This window comes from Streptomyces sp. NPDC057654 (genome assembly GCF_042800135.1).
Taxonomy (GTDB): Bacteria; Actinomycetota; Actinomycetes; order Streptomycetales; family Streptomycetaceae; genus Streptomyces.
This window is the reverse complement of record NZ_JBHVHQ010001175.1, coordinates 1-2076: the sequence shown is the minus strand read 5'-3', so window position 1 is coordinate 2076 and position 2076 is coordinate 1. Positions and strand designations below refer to the sequence as shown.

General features: G+C 73.6%; 2 protein-coding genes. One reads left to right on the top strand and one right to left on the bottom strand.

The window, feature by feature from the left end:
- On the top strand, positions 1 to 1376 hold a 1376-nt coding region (locus ACFU99_RS41725), incomplete at its 5' end, for an N-acetylmuramoyl-L-alanine amidase (RefSeq protein WP_384403467.1).
- Between the two features lie 98 nt (positions 1377 to 1474).
- Here the strand turns inward: ACFU99_RS41725 and ACFU99_RS41720 are convergent.
- Positions 1475 to 1975, bottom strand: a complete 501-nt coding sequence (locus ACFU99_RS41720; RefSeq protein ID WP_384403470.1) for a hypothetical protein — start codon at positions 1973 to 1975, stop codon at positions 1475 to 1477.
- Positions 1976 to 2076 lie beyond the last annotated feature (101 nt).

Here is a 2076-nt window from a genome sequence, read left to right as displayed (position 1 = left end):
CTACCGCCGCCGTGTTCGCGGGCGACGTCTACGACGTCCTGCGCGGCGGCCAGTCCCGCACCACCGACCAGGGCCAGCGCGTGGCGCTCCCGGCCGCTCCCTCGCTACGGGCCGACACCGCGCAGCTGCGGCGGCTCGGCCTGCCCGCCGCCCCGCATGCCGGCCGCGGCGTCGAGTGCCCGCGGTCCGTGGCGTGCGAGTCGGTCCCGGCCCCGTACGAGCGGTTCGGCAACGGCGACGACTTCGGCAACCACGACCTGGCCGACCGCCCGAAGTCGCAGCGCGTCGACTACATCGTCATCCATGACACCGAGGGCACCTGGGACACCACCCTCAAGCTGATCAAGGACCCGACGTACGTCTCCTGGAACTACACCGTCCGCTCCTCGGACGGCCATATCGCGCAGCACGTGCCCACCAAGGACGTCGCCTGGCACGCCGGCAACTGGTACGTGAACTCCAAGTCCGTCGGCATCGAGCACGAGGGGTTCCTCACCGCGCCCGACGCCTGGTACACGGAGGCGATGTACCGCACCTCGGCCCGGCTGGTGAAGTACCTCTCCCACAAGCTCCGCATCCCGCTGGACCGGCAGCACATCCTGGGCCACGACAACGTGCCGGGCACAACGGCCGCCTCGGTCAAGGACATGCACACCGACCCCGGCCCGTACTGGGACTGGGCGCACTACTTCGAGCTGCTCGGCAGGCCCTTCCACCGCACCGCGGGCCCGCGCGGCGGACTGGTGACGGTGGCGCCGGAATACGCCCGCCACCAGCCCGTGTACACGGACTGCGAGAAGGCCGGGCAGACCTGCGCACCGCACGGCTCGGGCGCGGTCCGGCTGCACACCGCGCCGCGCGAGCACGCGCCGCTGGTCAAGGACATCGGGCTGCGCCCCGACGGCGGCGACTCCACGACCGGCGTCAACGACACCGGGGCCCGCGCCTCCACCGGGCAGCGGTTCGCCCTGGCCGGGCGCCACGGCGACTGGACGGCGATCTGGTACCTCGGGCAGAAGGCGTGGTTCCGCAACCCGCACGCCCGGCCGACCGCCGTGGACGCCAAGGGCCTCGTCGCCGTCCCGAAGCGGCGCCCCGGCGGGATTGCGGTGTACGGACGCGCGTACCCGGAGAAGGCCGCGTACCCGGCCGGGGTGCCGGTGCAGAGCGTCTCGCCGCTGCCGTACCGGCTGCTCGCCGGGCAGGCGTACGCGGTGGGCGGCAGGGCGGCGGCCGAGTATCTGTGGGCGGCGACGTTCGACCCGGCCGGGCACAAGGTGGTGCGCGGCAAGGACGTGTACTACGAGATCCAGGTGGGGCACCGGGTCGGCTACGTACGGGCCGCCGATGTGACGCTGCGGCGCTCCGGCCGGTGATTCACGCGGACGGATGACGTGCGGGGCCGTGGGGTCCGGCGACGGCCGGGCCCCGCGCTCGGCCCTGCTGGATCGCCCCCGCTGGATCGGCCCCGCGCTCAGCCCTGCTGGAACAGTTCGGCGGGGAGCGGCTTGAGCAGTTGGTACAGCTCGTCGGTGATCGGCCGGTCCCAGCTGGCGATGGTGACGAGCACGCCGTCGCTGCGGTCGAACTGGGCGCAGGAGATGCGGCTCTCGGAGCACTTGACGCGCTTCACGATCAGCAGGTTGTCCTCGTGCATGACCGGGGTGTCCTCGGTCTCCACCACGTGCACCGGCTCGTCGTTGTCGAGCGCGGCGAGCAGCTGCTGCACCTCGAACGGCACCTGCCCGTCGGAGAGGTCGCGTGCCGGGGACCCCTCGGGCAGATTGCCGATGATCATCGCGGGTCCGCGCCCGCCGAAGAGGTCGTAGCGCAGGAAGACGCCCTGGCAGCTGCCGTCGGGCGCGGGCAGCAGCCCGGCTCCGAGGTCCCCGGGCCAGTCCCCCGGGTCCATGGCGAGGACGTCGAAGTCCGGCCCGGTGGGCGTGGCGGCGCTGCGGCGGCGGAGGAACGACATGCCCACATCGTACGTGCCCGGCGCCCCTTCGCGTCTCGGGGCCCGGCGGGGGCCGCGGCGCGTACCGCCCCCGGCGGGCCCGGGCGGGAAGCGGCCGGGGA

Coding starts and splice junctions, on each gene's coding strand:
- ACFU99_RS41720 (WP_384403470.1), bottom strand. CDS start 1,975: ATGTCGTTCCTCCGCCGCCGCAGCGCCGCCACGCCCACCGGGCCGGAC.